A 15,469-nucleotide genomic window follows, 5' to 3' on the forward strand; every position below is an offset into this window, starting at 1 on the left:
GGCCGGTACGCCCAATGCGTACCGGCCTTTTTTCTGAACCGCCGCGCTCAATCCCGCGGCAGGGACAATAGGGCTTCGCGCAGCCGCGCCGTCCAGGCGGACGCTTCCTGATCAGCGGGCGCAACCGCAATCTCGCTTCCATCCACCGTCACCCGCCCGACTTGCAGCAACTCATCCGGCGAGGCTTCCTGCAGCCGACGCATGCACTGACCGGCTTCCTTGGGATCGGCGAAAGGCCGCGACAGCAGCACCTCGGCGCCATCGGCCGCCAGCAGGCGGAAGCGGAAACCGCCCTCGTCGCGGAAGCTGACGAAGCGGGCGCCCTTGCCCTTGGCCTTCTTGCCGGCCGCCTTGTCCTGCGACACGGCGACGCTCAGGTTGCGCAGGCCAACGGCCTCGCGCAGTTCGGCCATGAACGGCGTGGCCAGCTTGCGCGCCTTGGCCGCGCCGGCCTGCAGCACCTCTTCGATGCGGCCGGGGTTGGCCATCAGGTCGAAGTACTTTTCGCGCATCGGCGCCAGCAGCTGTTCCAGATGATCGAGCAGGAACTGCTTGGCATCGCCCCAGCCCATGCCCTCTTCCAGCTGCTTGCGGAACGCGGCGGACTGAACCGGCGTCGCGAAAGCGCGATAGATCGTGAACAGATGCGAATTCTCGGCGTCCTTGGGTTCGCCCGGCGCGCGCGAATCGGTCACGATGCGCATCACCGAAGCGCGCAGCGCCTGCGCGCCGCCCTCGAACAGCGGGATGGTGTTGTTGTAGCTCTTGGACATCTTGCGGCCGTCCAGCCCCGGCAGCGTGGCGACCTCTTCCTCGATCGTCACCTCGGGCAGCGTGAAATAGTCGCGGCCGTACTGATGGTTGAAGCGCTGCGCGATGTCGCGCGCCATTTCCAGATGCTGGATCTGGTCGCGGCCCACCGGTACCTTGTGCGCGTTGAACATAAGGATGTCGGCGGCCATCAGCACCGGATAGGAGAACAGGCCCATGGTCACGCCGTCGTCCGGCTCCACGCCCTTGGCCTCGTTCTGGTCCACCGAGGCCTTGTAGGCGTGGGCGCGGTTCATCAGGCCCTTGGCCGTGACGCAGTTCAGTACCCAGCACAGCTCGGGGATTTCGGGGATATCGGACTGGCGATAGAACGTGACGCGCTCAGGGTCCAGACCCACCGCCAGCCAGGTGGCGGCGATTTCCAGCCGCGATCGCGCCACCCGCGCCGGATCGTCGCACTTGATCAGCGCGTGATAGTCGGCCATGAAGAAGAACGCGTCCACGCCGGGCTGTGTGCTGGTGACGACGGCCGGGCGGATCGCGCCGGCGTAGTTGCCGAGATGGGGAGTGCCGGAAGTGGTGATGCCGGTAAGGACGCGGGTGTTCATGAAATGAGGCTGCGGTTGCTGGATGAGGGTTCAAGTGTAACGTGTCGGCGTTGCGTCCCTGGATTGCCGGTCCCGCGGGCGCGGTCATGCCCCACCTTTCCGGTGCCGCCTGGCGATGTTCCGGGTCGCCGAAGCCACGGTCGGCTCGACAGGCGGGGAAACGCCGACGTAGCGCGCGCGAGGCCGGATCATCTGCCCCGACCCAGCCTGCTCCAGCGCATGGGCGAGCCAGCCCACGCAACGTCCGATGGCGAAGAGCGCCAGCGGCGCATGCGAGGGCAGACGGTGCACCGCGCTCAGCGCCGCCAGTCCAAAATCGATGTTCGGCCGCTCGCCCGCCAGGCGCTCGACCTGCCGGGCCAGGCTGGCATAGGAAGCAGGCAAGGCCAGGCTGTCCAGCAGCGCCGCCGCGCGCGGATCTCCCGCGGGATACAAGGGGTGCCCGAATGCGGGAAAGCCCAAGCCCATGTGCAGGCGCTCCCGCACCAGGGACTCGGCATCGGTGTGCGCCATCGCATCGATCAGCGGTTTCAAGCTCATCGCCGCCCGGCCATGGAGCGGCCCCGTCAAGGTCGCCAGGCCCGACAGGATGCCGGCGGCCAGGCTGGCGCCCGTCGAGATCGTCACGCGCGTGGCGAAGGTCGAGGCATTGAGCTCGTGGTCCGCCAGCAGACAAAGCGCCTGTCGTATGACGGGCTCCGCGCGCGGCCGCTTCCAGGCGGCCGCCAGCTGCTGGCTGATGCTGCCGCCCGCCTGCAGCGCCTGGGATCCGAACATCGAGACGACGAGCGTTGCCAGGACGCCGCGGGCTTCCGCCCTGAGCGCGCCCAGGGATCGGCCCTGCGTGGGCAGGTCGGCGACGCAGCGCCCCGCCATGGCCGCGATGCCCGGCTGTATGGCCCCGGCCTCGCCAGCAGACGGCGCCGCGCCGGCCGGCGCGTCAGAGAGATCCACCTTGCCGTCGCCGCTCTCCCACAGGACGGCCGCGATGTCTTCCAGCTGGCTGGCGCGGGCCAGTTCGACCGCATCGGCGCCCCGGTACCACAGGCGGCCATCCCGCACCGTCGAGATGGCGGAGGGCATGACCGGATCGCCCCACTCCATGGCGCCGCTGGCCACCGTGGCGGCATTGCGTTGCCCGCGCTGGCGTCCCGCCATGCGGGCCACGTCGTCGCGGTGATACAGGCTGCGGCGGGAATCGCCGCCGTCCTGCCTGCTGCGGATCTTGCCTCGGCTGACGTAGGCATACAGGGTCTGCATGCGCACGCCCGTCAGCTCGACGGCTTCATGGGCGGTAATCCAGGTCATGGCATTTATATTGATTAAATTAATCAAGATTGACGTCAATACTATTGCAGATGAACATGATCCCATCAACAAGGAGCATGTGATGGCAATAGGTTTGGACGAAGTGATCGCGGCGGAAACCGTCTTGTCCGAGGTGGATGGCAATCGTGGAAAACTGATCATCCGCGGGCGCTCGCTCGATGATCTGGCAGCGCGCGAGACCTATGAGGGCGTGATGGCGATGCTGTTCGCGCAGTTCCTGGATGAACCCGCGCCCCCTCAGACCTGGCAGTCGGCGCTGGGCGCCGCCCGGGTCGCGGTGTTCCAGCATCTGGGTTCCTCTGATGCGGCATTGCTCGCGCTGGAACCCATCGACGCGATGCGCGCGCTGGTCGCCAGGATCAAGGACGGCAATGACCCGATCACGGCGCTGCATCTGGTGGCCGCGCCGGCCGTCTTCACCGCCGGCCTGATCCGGCTGCGGCAGGGCCAGGCCCCGATCCCGCCGGACGCGACCCTGGGACATGCCGCCGACATCCTGCGCATGTCGGGATTGCCCGCCGAGGCCGCCCACACGCATGCGCTGGACGCGTACCTGGTGACCGTGGCCGATCATGGCCTGAATGCCTCCACGTTCGCGAGCCGGGTCGTGGCGTCGACCCGGGCCGGACTGACATCCTCGGTCCTGGCCGCGATCAGCGCATTGAAGGGCCCGCTGCACGGCGGCGCGCCGGGTCCGGTGCTGGACATGCTGGATGCCATCGGCACGGCGGACAAGGCGGCGACGTGGCTGGACGCGGCGCTGGAGCGCGGCGACAGGCTGATGGGATTCGGCCATCGCATCTACCGGGTCCGAGACCCGCGCGCCGATGCGCTGAAGGCCGCGTTGAAGCCGCTGCTGCAGGGCCAGCATGTGCCCGGACAGCGCGCCGAGCTGGCGCAGACGATCGAACAGATCGCGCTGGACACGCTGCGCCGCCACAAGCCTGATCGCGCGCTGGAGACGAATGTCGAGTTCTACACGGCCCTGCTGCTGGACGCCCTGGGTTTCGATCGCGAGGTCTTCACCTGCATCTTTGCCATGGGACGCGTCTCGGGATGGATCGCCCATGCGCGGGAACAGGCATTGACAGGAAGATTGATCCGGCCGCAGTCTCGCTATACCGGGCCATTGCCCGAGGCGCTGCCGGAAGAGGCGCTCGCCGCCGGCCACTGAACCTGCCAGCCTGTGACGGAGAGATGAACATGACGACACTCAAGGCGCATTTCGACGTCCTGGCGCGGTACAACGCATGGGCGAACGGAATCCTGTACCACGCGGTCGGCGGGCTCGAAGCGCAACAATACCGCCAGGATTGCGGCGCCTTCTTCAAGTCCATCGAAGGCACGCTCAACCATCTGCTCGTGACCGACCGGATCTGGCGGCATCGCCTCTGTGGCCTGCCGGATCCGGGCTATCGCCTGGATCAGATCCTTCTTGAGGACTTCCCGGCATTGAAAGCGGCGCGAGAACAGGAGGACGACGAGATCGCCCGCTTTGTCCTGGCCTTGCCCGAGTGCGCCATGGATACCGTCATTTCATACCGACGGACCTCGACGCTGGAGCAGCTGCAGCAGCACATCGGATCCGCGCTCGCGCATTGGTTCAATCACCAGGCACACCACCGCGGGCAGGCGCACGCCATGCTCACGCGCGTTTCCGGGCAGGCCCCGGAGCTCGACCTGCTGCGCTATCAACGGCAGACGAGACAGGCCGCCCCAGCCTGAGCTGGCTGGCGGCTCCTCAGACCACGGCGAGCACGGGCGCGGCCAGCGCGCACAGGCCGCCGGCGGTCAGGGCGGCGCGCGGACGGAAGGTCAGGAACCAGATCAGCAGCAGGCCGGCGATGCTGAGGATGCCGATCCATTCAACCGTGCCGTAGCTCCAGCCCCAGACCGCCGCCGAGGCCCACAAGGACAGCGCCAGCGCGATCCAGCCGAACAGCCGCAGCGGCAGGCGATGGCGTCGCGGCAGTTCACGGTCGAACACGTCTTCGTAATGACGGTCCATGCCCAGGCACAGGGCAGAGAAACCCGCGTAGGCCAGGCAGAAGGCGGCAAGCGTCATGGTTGCTCCTTGGTTTCAAGCGGCTTGGGAAGATTGGGCCGTCGGCGCGGGCCGGGCCGACGGACGGCCGGCCGGCGCCTTGCGGGCGCGGGCCGCCTTGCGGGCCATCCAGGCCAACAGCAGCGCGCCGGCCAGGCAGGTCAGGTCGAACCCGGCCATCACCCAGTCGCCGGCGGGCAGCGAGGCCGCCAGATGGCGCTGGGTGGTCAGCGCGTTGATCACCGGCACCAGCGCCAGCGACGCGGCGGCGGCGGCCAGCAGGTCCAGCCATTTGCGGCGCTGGAACAGGAAGGCGTAGACCAGCGACAAGCCCCAGGCCGAGAAGAAGGCGCGCACTTCCCAGAGCTGCCGTCCCGGCAGGTCGGCCGGCAGCAGGCGGTTGGCCCAGAAGAAGGCGGCGACGGCGATGAACAGGCCCGCCACCGTGCCGGCGTTCAAGCCATCAACCAGGCGCAGCGAGAAGGCTTCGCGCGCGCCCGGCCGGGCCTTCTGGCGGCGCTTGGCGATCCACAGCACCAGACCGGTGCCGACCATGCCGGTGCCAGCCAGGCTCACCAGGAAATAGAACCAACGCAGCACCGGCGCGGCGAACAATCCCAGGTGCAGGCCGGTGATCACGCCGGCCGTGCGCACGGTGGGGCTGAGCTCGTCCAGGCTTTCCTGCATCTGGCCGGTCACGCCATCAAAGCGCATGTAGGGTGACAGGCGGCCATAGGACACGCCGTCGGCCGCGTTGCGCGTCAGCGTCACCGTGGCGCCGGCATCGCCGGGGTTGTTGACGGTGATGCGGCCCACGCTGCCCTGCCAGTGGCTTTCGGCCTGCGCCACCAAGGGCGCGAGTTCGGTCAGGGGCGCGGGCGAGCCGCGCGGCGGCGTGACCTTGAACGAGGCGAAGACCTCGTCGCTGAACTGGCGCGCATCGTCATAGACGGCCAGGATGCCCGCCGGCATCAGCATGCCCATGAACAGGACCAGCCCGCTGAACGTGATCATCAGGTGGAACGGCAGGCCCAGCACGGACAGCGCGTTGTGCCCGTCCATCCAGGCGCGCTGTCCGCCCTTCTTCGGACGGAAGGTGAAAAAGTCGGTGAAGATCTTCTTGTGCGTGATGATGCCGCTGATGATGGCCACCAGCATGAACATGCCCGCGATGCTGGCCAGCCAGCGTCCCCAGGGAAAGCCGATCTCCAGCTCGAAATGGAAGCGGTAGAAGAAGTCGCCGCCGCGCGTCTCGCGCGCCGTCACGGCCTGGCCGGTCTGCGGATCGAGCTTGACCCGCACGAAGCCGCGCTCGCCCGGCTTGGGCTTGGGCACCTGGTACAGCAGCAGGATCAGCGGCTCGCGGTCCGTCGGCGGCGTGATGAACCAGCGCTTGGCGTCGACCGCGTGCTCGCTGAGATAGCGCTGGGCCGTGGCCACGGCCTGCTGCGCGGGCGCGGACTGGACCTGGATCTCGGGCTGCATCCAGCGCGTGATCTCCGGCCGGAAGAATGCCAGCGTGCCGGTCAGGAACATCGCGAACAGCGCCCAGCCGAAGATCAGCCCCGACCAGGTGTGCAGCCAGGACATGGCCTGGCGCAAGCCCTCCTGGCCCTGTTGCTTGGCGTCCGCCGGCTTCATGCCGCCACCGCGCCGCGGCCCGCCAGGTACAGCAGGCCCAGCACGACCGTGGGAATCAGGATGCCGGCCCAGGCGCGCCAGGCGTTGCGGGTCGCGAAGACCCAGATCACGCCGCAGGCGTAGAACACGAAGGACAGCATCTGCGCCGTCACCACGGCATCCGCCCGCGCCAGCGGCAGCCAGACGGCCAGGCAGGCGGCGGCGGCGGAAGCCAGGCCGTAGCAGCCCAGGATGGCGGCGATGGCGCGCGAGGCCACGGCCAGTTGATAGGGCAGCATGGCTGCGCCGGCGGCGGGAGCTTTCACTTGGACACGAGGAACGTCAGGGTGGAAACGTAGCGGACCTTGGCATAGGATTTGCCGTTGGTCTCGCCGGACTTGTCTTCGACATGCGCGACTTCGATCACGTACTGGCCGGGCCAGGGCGTGCTGATCTCGATGCGGCCCTGCTCATCGCTGTGGAAACGCTTTTCCCACTTGGGCGGGCCGAACACGGTGACTTCGGTCTTGGCCAGGGGCTTGCCCCGGAACTGCAGCACGAAGGCATTGCCGCCGGCGGCGACGGGCACCAGCTCCAGATCGAGCCCGGCCTGGGTATCGTTGCGTCCGGCCTTGGCGCCGAAATGGACCAGCGTGTCCTTGTAGAGGTACGGCTGGCGCAGGCGCACGTCGCCCTTGCCGGCCGCCGCGAAGGCAATGAAGTCCGCGCCCTGCCCGGCCTGCGGCAATGCCTTGCCGTCCGCGCCGGTCACTTCGGGACTGGCCAGCACCTTGCCCAGCAGGCCCTCGCGCTGTTCGCGCAGGTCGTCGGCCCATTCGCCAAAATAGGCCTTGGCGGGGCCGTCGGCGCCGCGCTCCAGCCAGACGAAGTGGGCCTGGGCGGCGCCCGCGCTGCCCAGCAGGGCCAGGGCGGCCAGGGTTCTTGCGAATTTCATCATTGCCATTCCTTCAGTCTGCGTATCGGGCCTGCGCCGCCCCGCGCGGCGCAGGCCCTGTTTGTGCTCTCGGCATTGCTTCGATATCCGTCGCTCGGACGAATCGAAGTTATAAATTATAACCATTCTCACTACGAAATGAGCGCGAGAAGGCGGCAGCCCGGCCGCCGCCCCCCGCCCCTGCGGCGTCCCCGTCTCCGGAGCGCCGCCGAACGCCTGTCCTACCAGCGATAACGCAAGCTGGCCTTGACCGAGCGCTGATAGCCGAACCAGCACCAGGATTCGTTCAGGCAAGACGCGACGTATTCCTTGTCGAACAGGTTGGACACGTTCAGCGCCACCTGCATGCCCTTGAGCGAGGGCGAGGCGCGGCCCAGGTCGTAGTCCAGCATCAGGTCGAACAGCGTCACCGAGGGCACCTTGTAGGCATTGGCCTCGTTGACATAGGACGAGCCGATGTAGCGCACCCCGGCGCCCACGCCCAGCCCGGCCAGCGGGCCTTCCTGCAGCTGGTAGCGCGCCCAGGCCGAAGCCTGTTGTGACGGCACGCCGGCCGGCGCCCTGCCCTTCAGATCGAAGCCCGCGGCATTGGGATAGGCCTTGGAGTACTCATTCTTCATCAGCGAATAGGACGCCAGCAGGCTCAGGCCGCGCAGCGGCTCGGTCTTGGCTTCCAGCTCGATCCCCTGCGTGCGCAGTTCTCCCGCCTGCACCTGGCAACGGCCGCCCGAGCCGCCGCACACATGCGTCGGATCCGGATCGGTGGTCGTCATGTTCTCGCGCCGGATATCGAAGGCCGCGACCGACAGCATGGTCGCGCTGCCCGGCGGCTGATACTTGATGCCCGCTTCGTACTGCTTGCCCTCGATGGGCTTGAACGGCACGTTGTTCCAACCCGTGCCGGACAGCGGCTCGAACGACTCCGAGTAGCTGAAGTACGGCGCCACGCCGTTGTCGAAGTTGTAGATCACGCCCATGCGCCCGGTGAACGCCTCCGCCCTCAGCGAGGACGGCGTGACGGTGCCCTTGGCGATATCGCGCGCCTGGCCCACATTGCGTGACCAGTCGTATCGTCCGCCCAGCAGCACCGACAGCTGGCCGAGCTTGAGCTGGTCCTGGAAGTACAGGCCGCTCTGGTACTGCTTGGTGCTGCGGTCGGTCGAGAACGGCGGCACCGGAATGCGCTGGCGGTTGTCGGGGTCCAGCACGTTCAGCGCCGGCGCCGAGCCGAATCCTTCCAGCGTATCGGTCTTGACGTGCTGGTAGTCGAAGCCCAGCAACACCGAATGCCCGATCCGGCCGGTGTCGAAACGGGCCTGCACATTGTTGTCGATGGTGAAGGCGTCCACGTCCGCATCGGTGGCGATGGATGCGCGCTGCTGGCGCGTGTAGGCCTTGTCCAGATAACCGAAATTACCGTTGGACGCGCCGTAGACGCTTCGGTAGACCGCCTCGGAATGCGTCCAGCGCACGCTTTGCGTGGCCTTGAACGTATCGTTGAAGCGATGGTCCAGCACATAGCCCAGCGAGTAGCTCTTGCGGTCGCTCTTCTCGAAATTGGCGTCGCCATCGTAGTGGCTCGCGTGCAGTTTCCTGCCGTCAGGCGCGGACAGCACCGTGCGCATGGCCGATACCGAGCCATAGGAGCCCATGTCCGGATCGCGCTGGAAGTTCGTCAGCACGGTCAGCGAGGTATCCGCGTTGGGCTTCCAGGTGAAGGCCGGCGATACGAAATAGCGCCGCTCCTTGGTGTCCTTGACCTGGCCATCGGACAGGTAGCCGGAACCGGTCAGGCGATAGAGGAACTTGCCCTCCTCGTCGACCGGGCCGCTGAAGTCGACGTTGGCGCGGCGGAAATCGAAGTTGCCGGCCTGCAGCTCGACTTCGCGCATCGGTTCGTCCAGCGGCCGCTTGCTGACCTGGTTGACCACGCCGCCGGGACCGCCCTGCCCGTACATCACGGATGCGGGGCCCTTGAGCACGTCGACGCGTTCAAGGCGGTAGGCGTCGACCTGGGGCAACGCGTCGCGGCCGCCGAACACCCGCAGGCCGTCCAGGTAGGTGGACGCGGAAAAGCCGCGCACGTTGAACTGATCCAGCCGCGTGGCGGTGGCGCCGCGCGATTCGGTGGCCACGCCGGCGGTGTAGCGCAGCACCTGGTTCAGCGTCTGCGCGCCCTGGTCGGCGATCTGCTCGCGCGTGATGACCGACACGGACTGCGGCGTTTCGATCAGCGGCGTATCGGTCTTGGTGGCGCTGACGCTGGCCCGGGCAACATACCCCAGGGTGGGCGCCAACGCGCTGTCGGACATGCCGGTCACCGTGACCGGCGCGAGCGTCTGCGTGCCGCCCGCCGGCGCCGGCTCCACGGTCCAGGCGTTGCCCGAACGGGCGCGCGCCTGCAGGCCGCTGCCGGCAAGGAGGCGGGCAAAGCCCTCGGCCACGGTATAGGCGCCGTCCAGCCCTTCCGAACGGCGACCGCTGGCCACCGCAGGATCGAAGGACAACAGCACGCCCGCGCTGCGCGCAAACTGCGTCAGCGCATCGGCCAGCGGGCCGGCGGCGACCCGATAGCCCCGCGCGGCCTGCGCCTGCTCGGCCGGCTGCGCCCAGGCGATGGGCGCGACGCTCTGGAATGCGCCGGCGCAGGCGAGCAGCACGGCCAGCCGGCCGGCGCTGAGTGAAACGCGCGGGCGCGCGGAAATCGAAACGGACACGGATCCCTCCCTTCGTTTGTCGGTCTTGATCCGTCTATTCCGGATGGGCGCGAGAAACCTGCAATGCGCGGCCAGGAAAAGTTGTAACGGCTGAATGGACAGGCGTGCCGTCAGGTCTCGCGCGGCGCCACCTGCAGCCAATACGCGGTGCGCCGGATCACGATGATCGGCAAGGTGTCTTCCAGCGTCCTGAGCGCGCGTTCGGCGTCGTCCAGGGGAAATACGCCCGACAGGCGCAAGTCCGCCACTTCCGGCGCCACGCGGATCACGCCGACGCGCTGCGCGGCCAGATAAGCCGCGAACTCGTCCAGGCGCCAATCCTTGGCCACGACCAGGCCGTCCGCCCAGGCCAGCCGGTCCGGATCCGATGCGCGGCGGCGCACCTGCCCGCGCTCGGCGAAGGCGGCCCGTTCGCCGGCGGAGATATGGATCGCACCGCCTTCGCGCGCGACCTGCACGCTGCCTTCGTAGACGCCGACGCGCGCATCGCGCTCGCCGCGACGCAGGTCGAACACGGCGCGCGTGGCCGACAGGACGCCGTGGCCCGTGTCCACGCGCAGCGGCGGCGCGCCATCTTGCGGCGCCAAGCGCACCAGCAGTTCGCCGCGCAGCAGTTCGACGCTGCGTGCTTGCACGTCCAGCCTCAGCGCGCTGTCGCCATTGAGCGTCAGGCTCAAGCCCGGCGCCGCCGCCAGCGTCCGGCGCTCTCCCAGGCCCGTGCTGTGATCAGCCAGCAGCCGTTGCCACGGCGCATGCCGGTAGCCGGCCCATAGCGCCACGCCCACGCCCGCCACGCAGAGCGCATTGCGCAGGACCGCGCGGCGCGCGGGAGACGCCGGCGCGTCCAGCGCCGCATGCGCCAGCTCCGAGGGCACACGCCGGGCGTCGCGTCCGATCGCCTGCAGCCGGTCCCAGGCAGCGCGGTGCGCCGGATCCTGCGCCAGCCAGGCGGCGCAAGCGGCGTGCTCGTCCGGACTGGCCACGCCCGAGGCCAGCCGCGCCCACCAGCCGATGGCCTGCCGGGCCGTGGCGTCCAGCCTCTCAGCCATCGAGCGCGCAATAGCAGGCGGACAGCGCCCGCACCATGTACTGCTGCACGGAACTGAGCGACACGCCCAGGCACTGGGCAATCTGGGCATAGTTCAGCCCGTCGACCTGGGACAGCAGGAAGGCCGAGCGCGCCTTGGGCGGCAAACCGTCAAGCAGGCGGTCCAGGCGCATCAGCGCCTGCATCTGCACGGCCTGCTCCTCGGGCGACGGCGCATGCGCCTCGGGCAACGCGGCCAGGTAGTCCAGATAGGCATGTTCCAGCGCCGCGCGGCGCTGGTGATCGACCACCAGCCCCTTGGCGATGGTGGCCAGCAAGGCGCGGGCGTCGTTGGCGCGCACGGCCTTGCGGCCCTGGATCACGCGCACGAACACGTCCTGCGCCAGGTCCTCGGCGCGATGCGCGCAGCCGGTCTTGCGGCGCAGCCAGCCGAACAGCCAGGGGCGATGATTGCGGTAGAGATGATCGACCGGCACGGCGTCGGCATCGGCGCGACGGGCGTCGGGAGCAAAAAGGGAAGACACGGTGGGACCAGCGGCGCTTGACCAGAAGTCCCAGGATATTAATTGATAATGAATTGCATTAACAATCTTGCATGCGCATGCGCCCGCCCCGCGGCCGGCGCATGCGGCAGAACTACAACGTCACGGTGAGCCGGCGCTCGGATTCCAGGTATTCGCGCGACTGCATCTCCAGGATGCGCGACACGGTACGGTGGAACTCGTTGGCCAGCGCGCCCTCGGTGTAGATCTCTTCCGGCTCGCATTCGGCCGACATGATGAGCTTGACGCGATGGTCGTAGAACACGTCGATCAGCCAGGTGAAGCGGCGCGCCTCAGAGGCCTGGCGCGGCCCCATGCGCGGCACGCCGGACAGGATCACGGCGTGGAAACGGTTGGCCAGTTCCAGGTAATCGTTCTGCGAGCGGGGACCGCCGCACAGCGTGGCGAAGTCGAACCACACCACCGAGCCGGCCAGCTGGAGCGCGCGGATCTCGCGGTGCTCGATGTGCAGCAGCGGTTCCTGCGGCGGTGTGTCGGCCAGCTGGTTGAACGCGTCCTGCAGCGCCGCCTGCGCGCGCTCGTCCAGCGGCGTGTGATAGCACTGCACCTGCTCCAGCGAACGGCGGCGATAGTCGACGCCGGCGTCCACGTTCATGACATCCATGCGCGCCTGGATCAGCTCGATGGCCGGCAGCACGCGGTCGCGGTGCAGCCCTTCGGGATACAAGGTCGATGGTTCGTAGTTCGACGTCATCACGAAGGACGTGCCGTGCTCGAACAGCTTGAGCAGCAGCCGGTGCAGGATCATCGCGTCGGCCACGTCGGACACGTGGAACTCGTCGAAGCAGATCAGGCGGTAGCGCTTGGCCACGCGCCGGGCCACTTCGTCCAGCGGATCCTGCGTGCCCTTGACCTCTTCCAGCTCGCGGTGCACGCCGCGCATGAATTCATGGAAGTGCAGGCGCGTCTTGCGCACCACCGGCACGGTGGCGTAGAAGGCGTCCATCAGGAAGCTCTTGCCGCGCCCCACCCCGCCCCACAGATAGACGCCGCGCGGCACGTCCGGCCGGTTCAGCAGCTTCTTCAGCGCGTTCGAGCGCATCGCCTTGAACTTGACCCATTCGTCGTAGTAGCGCTGCAGGCGGTCGATCGCCTTCTTCTGGGCCTCGTCGGGCTGGTAGCCGCGCTCGGCCAGGGCGTGTTCGTAGTATTCGCTGACGTTCATGTGGGGAAACAGGCTGGCAGGATGAAAAAAGGGCGGATCCGCGAACCCGCCCCCAGGCAACCATGGCGCCGATCCGCCGGGGGCCAGCCCCCGAACGGACCGGAGCCCGCGCATCAGAAGTTCAAGGCGCGCTTGTCCACCGCCAGCGCGGCTTCCTTCACGGCTTCCGACAGGGTCGGGTGCGCGTGGCAGATGCGGGCGATGTCTTCGGCGGCGCCGCGGAATTCCATGATGGTCACGGCTTCCGAGATCAGCTCCGAGGCCATCGGGCCGACGATGTGCACGCCCAGGACCTCGTCGGTCTTGGCGTCGGCGATCACCTTGGCGAAGCCGGTGGTGTCGCCCAGCGCGCGGGCGCGGCCGTTGGCCAGGAAGGGGAAGCTGCCAGCCTTGTACTCGCGGCCTTCCTTCTTGAGCTGCTGCTCGGTCTTGCCGACCCAGGCGATTTCCGGCGAGGTGTAGATGACCCACGGCACGGTGTCGAAGTTGACGTGGCCGTGCTGGCCGGCGATGCGCTCGGCAACCGCCACGCCCTCTTCCTCGGCCTTGTGCGCCAGCATCGGGCCGCGCACCACGTCGCCCACCGCCCAGACGTTGGGCAGGTTGGTCTTGCAGTCGCCGTCCACGGCAACGAAGCCGCGCTCGTCGAGCTTCAGGCCCACGGCGTCGGCGTTCAGGCCGCCGGTATAGGGCACGCGGCCGATCGAGACGATCAGCTTGTCGACCACCAGCTTCTGCTCGGCGCCCTTGGCGTCGACGTAGGGCACGGTCACGGACTTGGCGGTCGCCTTGATCTCGCCGATCTTGACGCCCATCTGAATGTTCAGGCCCTGCTTGGTGAAGGCCTTCAAGGCTTCCTTGGCCACTTGTCCGTCAGCGGCGGCCAGGAATTCCGGCATCGCTTCCAGGATGGTGACTTCGGAGCCCAGGCGGCGCCACACGCTGCCCATTTCCAGGCCGATCACGCCGGCGCCGATCACGCCCAGCGTCTTCGGCACGGCGCCGATGTTCAGCGCGCCGTCGTTGGACAGCACAACCTTTTCGTCGAACGGCAGGCCGGGCAGCTCGCGCGCCGACGAACCGGTCGCCACGACCACGTGCTTGGCAACCAGGTCTTCCTCGGTGGTGCCGGTGACCTTGATCGCCCAGCCGCCTTCGACCTGGCCGGCGAAGGCGCCCTTGCCATGGAAGAAGGTGACCTTGTTCTTCTTGAACAGGTACAAGATGCCGTCGTTGTTCTGCTTGACCACCGAGTTCTTGCGACCGATCAGCGTGTCGAGCTTCAGGCTCACGCCCTTGACCTCGATGCCGTGCTCGGCGAAGTGGTGGTTGGCCTGCTCGTAGTGCTCGGACGATTGCAGCAGCGCCTTGGACGGGATGCAGCCCACGTTGGTGCAGGTGCCGCCGGGAGCCGGGCCGCCCTGGCCGTTCTGCCAGGCGTCGATGCAAGCCACCGACATGCCGAGCTGGGCGGCGCGGATGGCGGCGATGTAGCCGCCGGGGCCCGCGCCGATGACGACGACGTCGAATTGTTTGGACATAGTGTTCTCGCGATGGGAAATGAAGGGGAACGCGCCCCATCCGCGGCGGGCCGGCATGGCGCCGGCCCGGGCGCGCGTGGCAAGGCCGCCGCGCGCCGGGACGGGAAAGCTGGAATTACAGGTCCAGCAGCAGGCGCTGCGGATCTTCCAGCGCGTCCTTCATGGCGACCAGGCCCAGCACGGCTTCGCGGCCGTCGATGATGCGGTGGTCGTAGGACAGGGCCAAGTAGTTCATCGGGCGGATGACGATCTGGCCGTTTTCAACCACGGGGCGTTCCTTGGTGGCGTGCACGCCCAGGATGGCCGATTGCGGCGGGTTGATGATGGGGGTGGACAGCATCGAGCCGAACACGCCGCCGTTGGAGATCGAGAACGTGCCGCCGGTCATCTCTTCGATGCCCAGCTTGCCGTCGGCGGCGCGGCGGCCGAAGTCGGCGATGGCCTTCTCGATGTCGGCGATCGACAGCTGGTCGGCGTTGCGCAGGATCGGCACCACCAGGCCGCGCGGGCTGCCCACGGCGATGCCGATGTCGAAGTAGCCGTGATAGATGATGTCCTTGCCGTCGATCGAGGCGTTGATCAGCGGGAACTTCTTCAGGGCGGCCACGGCGGCCTTGACGAAGAACGACATGAAGCCCAGCTTGATGCCGTGTTCCTTCTCGAACTTGTCCTTGTACTTGTTGCGCAGGTCGATGACGGCCTGCATGTTCACTTCGTTGAACGTGGTCAGGATCGCGTTTTCCTGCTGCGACTGCAGCAGGCGCTCGGCGATGCGGGCGCGCAGGCGGCTCATCGGCACGCGCTGTTCCGGACGGCCGTCCAGCGACAGCGTCGGGGGGGCGACCGGAGCGGCGGCGGCCTTGGCCGGCGCTGCGTTGGCGGCCAGGGCATCGCCCTTGGTCACGCGGCCATCGCGGCCGGTGCCGGCGACGGCAGCGGCGTCCACGCCCTTCTCGGCCAGGATCTTGGCGGCGGCGGGCGAAGCCACGCCGGCGGCGGAGGTCGAGGCGGGCGCGGCGGCGGCCGGGGGGGCCGCCGTCTCCTATTCCACTCCCCCGGGCCACGCGGCGCCACCTGGGATTTCGGATGGCGTCTTCTTGTTTGAAAA

At 68.0% G+C, this 15,469-nt stretch carries 13 protein-coding genes and 1 pseudogene; 2 read left to right on the forward strand and 12 right to left on the reverse strand.

Features of this window, described 5'->3' with window-relative positions; translation table 11 throughout:
• Window positions 1–47 precede the first annotated feature (47 nt).
• Together AC6LJ9_RS27855 and AC6LJ9_RS27860 are read right to left on the reverse strand one after the other, a co-directional pair.
• A complete protein-coding gene (locus AC6LJ9_RS27855) occupies window positions 48–1,379 on the reverse strand; it encodes a tryptophan--tRNA ligase (protein ID WP_498150064.1) in 1,332 nt (443 codons plus the stop codon).
• Between the two features lie 84 nt (window positions 1,380–1,463).
• A complete protein-coding gene (locus AC6LJ9_RS27860; RefSeq protein WP_498150065.1) occupies window positions 1,464–2,687 on the reverse strand; it encodes a citrate synthase family protein in 1,224 nt (407 codons plus the stop codon).
• Between AC6LJ9_RS27860 and AC6LJ9_RS27865 the strand changes: the two genes are divergently transcribed.
• Both AC6LJ9_RS27865 and AC6LJ9_RS27870 read left to right on the forward strand, forming a co-directional pair.
• Window positions 2,638–3,882, forward strand: coding sequence for a citrate synthase/methylcitrate synthase (locus tag AC6LJ9_RS27865; RefSeq protein WP_498150066.1), 1,245 nt, complete (start codon window positions 2,638–2,640; stop codon window positions 3,880–3,882). The two genes, AC6LJ9_RS27860 and AC6LJ9_RS27865, sit on opposite strands and share 50 nt — an antisense overlap.
• A gap of 29 nt (window positions 3,883–3,911) precedes the next feature.
• Window positions 3,912–4,433, forward strand: coding sequence for a DinB family protein (locus AC6LJ9_RS27870; protein WP_498150067.1), 522 nt, complete (start codon window positions 3,912–3,914; stop codon window positions 4,431–4,433).
• Between the two features lie 16 nt (window positions 4,434–4,449).
• Here the strand turns inward: AC6LJ9_RS27870 and AC6LJ9_RS27875 are convergent, their stop codons facing one another.
• From AC6LJ9_RS27875 to odhB, 10 genes and pseudogenes are all read right to left on the reverse strand, one after another.
• The gene (locus tag AC6LJ9_RS27875; protein ID WP_498150068.1) at window positions 4,450–4,773 is read right to left on the reverse strand and encodes a DUF3325 domain-containing protein; all 324 of its coding nucleotides are present in this window, start codon (window positions 4,771–4,773) and stop codon (window positions 4,450–4,452) included.
• Window positions 4,774–4,788: 15 nt separating this feature from the next.
• Window positions 4,789–6,393 carry a PepSY-associated TM helix domain-containing protein gene (locus tag AC6LJ9_RS27880; RefSeq protein ID WP_498150069.1) on the reverse strand — a complete coding sequence of 535 codons (1,605 nt, stop codon included), beginning with the start codon at window positions 6,391–6,393 and terminating at the stop codon, window positions 4,789–4,791.
• Complete coding sequence (locus AC6LJ9_RS27885) at window positions 6,390–6,671, reverse strand: DUF3649 domain-containing protein (protein WP_498150070.1); 282 nt, start codon at window positions 6,669–6,671, stop codon at window positions 6,390–6,392. Before AC6LJ9_RS27885 ends, AC6LJ9_RS27880 begins: the two co-directional genes overlap by 4 nt.
• A 23-nt stretch (window positions 6,672–6,694) precedes the next feature.
• Window positions 6,695–7,327 (reverse strand): DUF4198 domain-containing protein, encoded by a 633-nt coding sequence (locus AC6LJ9_RS27890; RefSeq protein ID WP_498150071.1) that lies wholly within the window; start codon window positions 7,325–7,327, stop codon window positions 6,695–6,697.
• Window positions 7,328–7,548: 221 nt separating this feature from the next.
• Window positions 7,549–9,945 (reverse strand): TonB-dependent siderophore receptor, encoded by a 2,397-nt coding sequence (locus tag AC6LJ9_RS27895; protein WP_498150075.1) that lies wholly within the window; start codon window positions 9,943–9,945, stop codon window positions 7,549–7,551.
• A gap of 209 nt (window positions 9,946–10,154) precedes the next feature.
• Window positions 10,155–11,093, reverse strand: a complete 939-nt coding sequence (locus AC6LJ9_RS27900) for a DUF4880 domain-containing protein (RefSeq protein WP_498150072.1) — start codon at window positions 11,091–11,093, stop codon at window positions 10,155–10,157.
• Complete coding sequence (locus AC6LJ9_RS27905; protein WP_498150073.1) at window positions 11,086–11,616, reverse strand: sigma-70 family RNA polymerase sigma factor; 531 nt, start codon at window positions 11,614–11,616, stop codon at window positions 11,086–11,088. Before AC6LJ9_RS27905 ends, AC6LJ9_RS27900 begins: the two co-directional genes overlap by 8 nt.
• 112 nt (window positions 11,617–11,728) lie before the next feature.
• Complete coding sequence (gene zapE / locus AC6LJ9_RS27910; RefSeq protein ID WP_498150074.1) at window positions 11,729–12,820, reverse strand: cell division protein ZapE; 1,092 nt, start codon at window positions 12,818–12,820, stop codon at window positions 11,729–11,731.
• A 113-nt stretch (window positions 12,821–12,933) separates the two neighbouring features.
• The gene (lpdA, locus tag AC6LJ9_RS27915; protein ID WP_103273230.1) at window positions 12,934–14,361 is read right to left on the reverse strand and encodes a dihydrolipoyl dehydrogenase; all 1,428 of its coding nucleotides are present in this window, start codon (window positions 14,359–14,361) and stop codon (window positions 12,934–12,936) included.
• A 115-nt stretch (window positions 14,362–14,476) separates the two neighbouring features.
• Window positions 14,477–15,397, reverse strand: a pseudogene (gene odhB / locus AC6LJ9_RS27920) (2-oxoglutarate dehydrogenase complex dihydrolipoyllysine-residue succinyltransferase); the annotation flags it as partial.
• Window positions 15,398–15,469 lie beyond the last annotated feature (72 nt).

This window comes from Achromobacter sp. 1011811831 (genome assembly GCF_059760905.1).

Coding starts and splice junctions, on each gene's coding strand:
- AC6LJ9_RS27865 (WP_498150066.1), top strand. CDS start 2,638: ATGCGCACGCCCGTCAGCTCGACGGCTTCATGGGCGGTAATCCAGGTC.
- AC6LJ9_RS27880 (WP_498150069.1), bottom strand. CDS start 6,393: ATGAAGCCGGCGGACGCCAAGCAACAGGGCCAGGAGGGCTTGCGCCAG.
- AC6LJ9_RS27870 (WP_498150067.1), top strand. CDS start 3,912: ATGACGACACTCAAGGCGCATTTCGACGTCCTGGCGCGGTACAACGCA.
- zapE (WP_498150074.1), bottom strand. CDS start 12,820: ATGAACGTCAGCGAATACTACGAACACGCCCTGGCCGAGCGCGGCTAC.
- AC6LJ9_RS27900 (WP_498150072.1), bottom strand. CDS start 11,093: ATGGCTGAGAGGCTGGACGCCACGGCCCGGCAGGCCATCGGCTGGTGG.
- AC6LJ9_RS27885 (WP_498150070.1), bottom strand. CDS start 6,671: ATGCTGCCCTATCAACTGGCCGTGGCCTCGCGCGCCATCGCCGCCATC.
- lpdA (WP_103273230.1), bottom strand. CDS start 14,361: ATGTCCAAACAATTCGACGTCGTCGTCATCGGCGCGGGCCCCGGCGGC.
- AC6LJ9_RS27875 (WP_498150068.1), bottom strand. CDS start 4,773: ATGACGCTTGCCGCCTTCTGCCTGGCCTACGCGGGTTTCTCTGCCCTG.
- AC6LJ9_RS27855 (WP_498150064.1), bottom strand. CDS start 1,379: ATGAACACCCGCGTCCTTACCGGCATCACCACTTCCGGCACTCCCCAT.
- AC6LJ9_RS27860 (WP_498150065.1), bottom strand. CDS start 2,687: ATGACCTGGATTACCGCCCATGAAGCCGTCGAGCTGACGGGCGTGCGC.
- AC6LJ9_RS27890 (WP_498150071.1), bottom strand. CDS start 7,327: ATGAAATTCGCAAGAACCCTGGCCGCCCTGGCCCTGCTGGGCAGCGCG.